General features: G+C 51.4%; 3 protein-coding genes. 1 reads left to right on the top strand and 2 read right to left on the bottom strand.

Annotated features, from left to right (window positions below):
• Positions 1-8: 8 nt before the first annotated feature.
• A complete protein-coding gene (gene dacB, locus L1278_RS17035; protein WP_253406225.1) occupies positions 9-1400 on the bottom strand; it encodes a D-alanyl-D-alanine carboxypeptidase/D-alanyl-D-alanine-endopeptidase in 1392 nt (463 codons plus the stop codon).
• A gap of 105 nt (positions 1401-1505) precedes the next feature.
• On the bottom strand, positions 1506-2177 hold the full coding sequence (locus tag L1278_RS17040; protein WP_253406226.1) for a hypothetical protein: 672 nt from the start codon (positions 2175-2177) through the stop codon (positions 1506-1508).
• Positions 2178-3030: 853 nt separating this feature from the next.
• On the opposite strand from L1278_RS17040, the gene L1278_RS17045 reads away from it, so the two are divergent.
• The coding region (locus L1278_RS17045) for an InlB B-repeat-containing protein (RefSeq protein ID WP_253406227.1) at positions 3031-6445 on the top strand (3415 nt) is incomplete at its 3' end.

Consider the following 6445-nt stretch of genomic DNA (forward strand, 5'->3'; position numbering starts at 1 on the left):
GCTATACCTTACTTCAGCTCATCCAGCACCACATACATCTTTTTCACGAGCGATGAGGCAGAGCCAATGTAGTTGTTCACCACGAAAGAGAAAAGGTACTCCCGTCCGTCTTTAGCTTTATGGTAACCGGTAAAGCCTTTTGCGCCGCGAATCGTGCCACTCTTCATCTTCATGCTGTTGAATGTGGGCAGTGAGGCGTGGAAACCCGGATACCAGTTCTGCTGACGGGCATGCAGCAGCATTTGTACCTGGGCATGGGTCGTTACGCGGTTGAGCGGAGACAGACCGGAGCCGTCTACCATCGCCAGTTCAGATTCGGCTATACCTTTATCTTTCCAGTGCTGCCGGATTTTGTTCAGGCCTTGTCGTGTATCGCTGCTGCCATCGCTAAATGCAATTGTTTTGGCCAGGGCTTCGCCATACAGGTTAATGCTCTTGCGGTTGAACCAGTACACAATGCTGTCCAATGGTGGGGATGTAACGGTATGGAAGAAGGTATAGCCTTGCTGCGGTATACCCTCGTGCTGTAAAACGGCCTGCTGCGGCATGCTGATACCGAGTGTACGGAGCGTATCGGCCAGCATGCTCACAAACTGATTGGCGCCGGATGGGAGCGCGCCTGATATCTTAAAGCTGTTTTCGTTGACAGGTATAGTACCCCGGATGGCGGCAGTAGAATTGCCTACCGGGAAGTAAATGTAGGCATTATCGCCAGTACCCGCAGCGGCGGAAGTCAGTTCGGAGCGTAAGCCATAGCCATTGAGATTCGGCACCGTTTTCACGATCGAAACGGGCTCGCCGATCTGCTTACCCGACTTAAGGATGACATCGTATTGATTTTCGCGCCAGTTGAGCTTGGCTGCACCTGCTCCGTAGTAGTTGGCTATGTCCTGCCACATCCAGCCGTCAGGCACGGTCTCTTCGTTCCAGCCTTCGTTACTCACTATCACTTCGCTAACCGTTTTTATACCTGCACGCTGCATCGCACGCACGATATCTTTCAGCACAACGTCCTCTTTTGTTACAGGCCAGCGCCAGCTCCCCAACGTAGGGTCACCGCTCGGTATAATGAGGAGCGACGTTTGCTTGCCATTTTTACGAATGGCAAATTTCGTTTCGTAGCGGAAGTCTTTCCCAAGCAGTTCGTAAGCGCTGATGCTGGTGATGAGCTTCATGGTAGAGGCCGGCGCCAGCCCGATTTTGCTGTTGCGGTCGTACACGACCTGCCCTGTCTTGGCGTCCACCACATAAAGCGAGGCAATGCCGTTCTGCAGCTGCGAATCAGCTTCGAATTTCTGGAAAGCGGTGGTGAGTTTCGACGCAACTGACTGCGCCCAGGTAGGCTGTAGCGTCAGTAGACAGGCAATAAGGAAGGTAAATGAGGTGATGCGGGTTTTCATAAGCAAAAATTACGCATTTCTGCCGGTTATCCCCAAACCTAAAAACAAAACGGCCACTTATTCCTGCGAATAAGCGGCCGTTCACATTATTAAATCCTATTTCTATCAGTCCTGGTTATCGCGGTATCTGTTGCGCTCGTCGTAGCGACGCTCGTCCTCGGACCGGCGCTGCTGGTTTTGGCCCCAGTTGTTGTAGGCGCTGCGCTCACGATCTTCGTCGCGCTTGTTATACCTGGTAGAGCCGTAGCCTGTGTCGCGGAACTCGTCGAAGCTGTGGTTGTAGCCTCTGTCGCCTCTGTCCTCGTTCCGGTAGCCGGACCTTGACTGATTGCTGTCTATGTTTCCCGTGCCACGATACCCTCTACCCGATTCATCGTTCATGCGGCCACTATAGTTATAGCCTCCGGAATGGCCATAATTCTGACGGCTGTGCTCGTTGTGGTCGTAGTAGTTGCGGTCGCCGCCCATGTGGCTTGGTCTTTCACGACCTGATATCCCATAATTCGACGGTCCGTAGGCAGAGCCACCTCCAAAGGTGCTGCCCCCTTCGCCGTAACGTGTGCCGCCACTAAAGTCGCCATAAGCGCGTGTTCCGTGAGACATCCTGCCGCGCTCGTCATGGTTTTCGTAGCGGTCACGATCACTCCTGCGCTGGCTGCTTTCGGGGTTGAAGCGCGATAAACTGTTGGTGTTACCGGTTCGGGCGTTGCCGTGTTCATCGAAGTCGGCGTAATGGTTCTTGCGGGGGCGATCGTTATACGCGTTGTTTCTGTTCATAGCTATATTATTTAGGTTAATACACTCCCCCTCATAACGCAGCAAACTGGAGCATGTTTACATATCTCTCGCTATTTGCGCATATAGTAATTCCACATTGGCTTTTATACTGACTATAATATTTTAGAGGTATAGCAAAAGAACATCAGAAGTTCATTCCTAAAATTTATAAAAATACCAATCATAATTATCCCTTTTTAAATACACATTAACAAAGTCACAACATTTTGCTTACCTCCTATTTTATGCCTTTCACCCTCATATTAGCTCTATTCACTATTCATAAGTAAATAAGTTAAAATTTTTATTGATAGAATTATAATGCATTCGTACTCATTAATTAAAATAGTTTAACAACTAATTATTTAAATCCTATTTAAACACTCATTTCCTCAACTAATCATTAGCCATTTGTTTCAAAATCAGCTTAGACAATCAATTGTATTATTTTTTCACCTCCACAAAATTAACAATTATGAATGACAACCTTACTACTCAAAACCGGCATAACAGGGCTTACTATGATAAGCCCCGGCAAGGGAATCTATTACTGCGGTCGAACACTTTACAACTTCGAAAAGCAAAACAAATTCGTTTAATCCCAATTTTCCTGTTTCTGTTAGTTGGTATATTATTACACCCTTTCACTAGTTTTGCCCAGACAATTTCCATCTCAGGTACATCTCCACTCTGTTTGGGTACTGAACCCATCACTTACTCGATTCCTATACAATCCGGGGCGGCCAGTTATACCTGGATAATAAGCTCCACAAATACAGATGCCTATATAGTGGGTGGTAAAGACTCGATCAACTCAGCTAATCAGCCAATTAAAATTATTCGGGGCCCGGTTATGACTTCTATACAGATAGTGCCGGGCACAGTTGGTGGCGGATTTTCATTATCAGCAAACGTGAAAATGGAAAATGGCACCACTAGAAATGGATTTAGAACGATCACAATGCCGTATGCCGAGGCAGGTCCGGACGTGCAATTATCCTGTGCTTCGCCAAGTGTCACCATCGGTAACCCTAACTTTCAGAACAACGTTACCTGGCGCTGGGCGGGTCCAAATGGATATACTTCAACGGTAAAAAACCCTGTTGTGTCCTTCCCCGGAACCTATGTGCTAACTGTAACTGGCGGCTCGTGCACGTATACAGACGAAGTTACTGTATCAGCGCCTACAGAAAACTGCCCTCCTGTTCTCAATCCGATAACAAATAGAACTGTAAATGAGTTAGCCAACCTTCCTTCTACCATCCTTACGGCAAGTGATGCTAATGGGGATGCTATCGCGTATAGTTTCAGACATGCTGTTGATGGTGGTGAATTTGAAGATGGATTGCCTACAGGTGCTGCGTTCAACACAACCACAAGAGCACTCACCTGGCGACCGTCTGAAGAACAGGGTCCAGGTATTTTCACAATTGAAGCCACTGTTTCGGACGACCAGGATTCGGACACTAAAACATTTACAATTACAGTGAATGAAGTAAATAGTGCGCCTGTGTATTCGCCAATTCCCACCCACACGTATGGCATTGTGGGTCAAAAGATAGAATTCCCGGTATCAGCCACAGATCCTGACGTGCCTGGTACACCGACGATAACCCTTAGTCTAAGCGGCACCAATGGTGTATATCCTGCTGGGGCCACCATCACGAACACCCCCCCAAGTGCAAACCCGCAAACCGGACTCTTCTCCTGGACTCCAGCTGCGAATCAGGTAGGTAGAGCGGCTGTATACGCTTTGGCCAACGATGGTTCGCGAGGCCTGGCTTCTCCTACATTTTATCTATATGTGAATGCTGCTCCTAATTTGAATCCGATTACAGCTAAATCAGTAGAAGCCGGTAAGCTGCTGACATTCCAATTATCCGGCTCTGATGTAAACAGTAGCTCTGATATGTTTACTTCGCCTCATCAGACCAGAGCCTTTTCAGTAGAAGTAACTCCAGTCACTGTACAAGAAGATTATCCTTCAGATGATGTACCTGCAATTACTAAAATTGCAGGAGACTGGACTGGGAATCAGAATATTACAGGCGCAAACACAAGTGCTATAACAGGTGTATTTGCCTGGACGCCAACAACTCCCGGTACTTATACTGTTAAAATAAAATTACAGGATAGCGGTATCAGCGGTAATGTTCCGCTTGCTGATGAAGAGTCCTTTACTGTTACAGTAACGACTCCGCCTGTGACCATGTACGCCCTGACCATCACGCAGCCTGAAAACGGTTCCATTGCCGCTGAGCCATCCGCAGCCACTTACGAGGCCGGCACAGTAGTGACGCTCACGGCCACGCCAGCAGCAAGCTTCCAGTTTGCCGGCTGGAGCGGTGATACCTCTGGTTCAGAAAACCCGGTTGAGCTTACTATGGACGGCGACAAAGCGGTTTCGGCTACATTTGAACCAATTCCGACCTATACGCTAACAATCTCAGAACCGAGCAATGGCACTATCGGCATTAATCCGACTGCAGACCAGGATGGCAAGTACAATGATGGCACTGTGGTGACGCTAACTGCTATCCCAGCCGCTGGCTACCAGTTTACTGGCTGGATGGGAGCTGCGTCCGGTATCGTAAACCCGCTGCAGCTAGTTATGGACGCTGACAAGAACGTTTCGGCTACGTTTGAGCTCATCCCGCCGACCACGTACACGTTGACACTCAATGATCCTGAAAATGGTTCTATCGTGGTTGATCCAGAGGCTGATACGTACGTGGCCGGCACCGTGGTCACTCTCACAGCCACACCAGCCGATGGCTTCCGATTCACTGGTTGGAGCGGTGATGCCTCGGGTAGTGACAGCCCGCTCGAGCTGACTATGGACGGCAACAAAACGGTATCGGCCATCTTTGAGGCTATCCCGCCGACTATGTATGCTTTAACCATAACCCAACCTCAAAACGGTTCTATCGCAGCTGAGCCGTCTGCGGCCACCTATGTGGCAGGTTCAGTGGTCACACTCACAGCTACACCAGCCGACGGCTACCAGTTCGTGGGCTGGACTGGAGACGCTTCTGGCAGTGAGCTCACTGTGAGTATAACTATGGATGCTGACAAAGCTGTCTCAGCTACGTTCGAAGTCATACCGCCAACCATGTATGCCCTTACGCTGAACCAGCCTGAAAACGGCACTATCAGCGCTGATCCAAGCGCCCCTTCTTATGAAGCCGGCACGGTGGTAACGTTGACAGCAACCCCAGCTAGTGGTTACCGCTTTACGGGGTGGACGGGCGATGCGTCTGGCAATGTGCTTACTGAGACCGTGACGATGGATGCAGACAAGCAAGTCTCGGCTACGTTTGAGCTCATCCCGCCGACCATGTACGCTCTGACTATCACGCAGCCTGCTAACGGCTCTATTACTGCCCAGCCCGCTGCGGCCACCTACGTAGCAGGTACCGTGGTGACACTCACAGCCACGCCAGCCGACGGCTTCCGTTTTGTGAGTTGGGGCGGAGCTGCTACAGGCACCGAGCCCAATACGACAGTAACCATGGACCAGGATAAGACTGTTTCAGCCACCATTGAGGCCCTGCCAACCGGCCCACTGGTGTCCAGTTTCACGTTGGTGAGCGCCCACACCGAGCAGGACTTCTTCCAGCTCACGGACGGCGCCTCCATCGTGCTCTCCCAGCTCTCGAGCACCAAGCTCAACATCCGCGCCAACACCTCGCCCTCGCAGGTGGGCAGCGTCAAGATAGAGCTCACCGGCACCCAGTTCAGGACCTACACCGACAACGCCGCCCCCTACGCACTGTTCGGAGACGACGGCCGCGGCAACTACTACTACGGCAACTGGAACCCGCCGGCGACGGGAACCTACACCCTCAGGGCCACCCCGTACTCGGGAAGCAACGGTACCGGAACGGCCGGAACGCCGCTCACCATCACCTTCACCGTGGTCAACAATGTGAGCCCAGGCACGCAGTACGCCCTATCGGTGAGCACGATGGGCGGCGGCACGGTTGCCAAGAGCCCGGACCAGGACTCCTACGCGGCCGGCAGCACTGTGACCTTGACGGCCACGCCGCAAGCCGGCTTCCAGTTCGCAGGCTGGAGCGGGGACGCCTCGGGCTCTGCAAACCCACTCTCAGTGACCATGGACCGCAGCAAAGTGGTGACGGCCACCTTCACGGCTACCGGCAGCGGTCCGCAGGTGTCCAGTTTCACGTTGGTGAGCGCCCACACCGAGCAGGACTTCTTCCAGCTCACGGACGGCGCCTCCATCGTGCTCTCCCAGCTCTCGAGCA

Source organism: Pontibacter sp. HSC-36F09 (genome assembly GCF_024171605.1).
Lineage (GTDB): Bacteria > Bacteroidota > Bacteroidia > Cytophagales > Hymenobacteraceae > Pontibacter.